Genomic DNA, 572 nt, shown 5'->3' with positions numbered 1-572 from the left:
ATTATGCCAGACAACCAAGTAAACATAGCGATTATCGGGCTGGGTTTCGGTGCGGAGTTCATCCCGATCTACCAGAAGCACCCGCAGGCGAACATGTATGCGATCTGCCAGCGAACGGAAGCCGACCTCAACGAGGTGGGCGATGCGTTTGACATTCCGGACGCCCAGCGCTACAGCTCCTATGAGGAGTTGCTGGCCGATCCGGCCATCGACGGGGTCCACATCAACACCCCGATCCAGCTGCACGCCGAGCACACCCTGGCGGCCCTGCGGGCCGGCAAGCACGTGGCCTGCACGGTGCCGATGGCCACCTCGGTGGAAGACTGCAAGGAGATTGTGGAGACCGTCGAGCAGACCGGGCTGATCTACACCATGGCCGAGACGGTGGTCTACAGCCGGGAGTACCTGTTTGTAAAGGAATTGTATGAGAAAGGTGAGCTGGGGCGGATCCAGTACCTGCAGGCCTCCCACCCGCAGGATATGGAGGGCTGGCCCGAATACTGGCAGTACATGAAGCCGATGCACTACGCCACCCACGTGGTGAGCCCGGTGCTGGGGCTGACCGACGCCGA

General features: G+C 61.4%; 1 protein-coding gene. It reads left to right on the top strand.

Annotated elements, in window-relative coordinates:
• Positions 1 to 3 precede the first annotated feature (3 nt).
• Positions 4 to 572: Gfo/Idh/MocA family protein (locus ACG2F4_RS19405; RefSeq protein ID WP_395262598.1), on the top strand; the 569-nt coding region annotated here is incomplete at its 3' end.

Source organism: Halalkalibaculum sp. DA3122, assembly GCF_043951865.1.
Classification (GTDB): Bacteria; Bacteroidota; Rhodothermia; order Balneolales; family Balneolaceae; genus JAMQKA01.
Note: the sequence above shows the minus strand (reverse complement) of the source record. Positions and strands in the feature narration are given on the sequence as shown.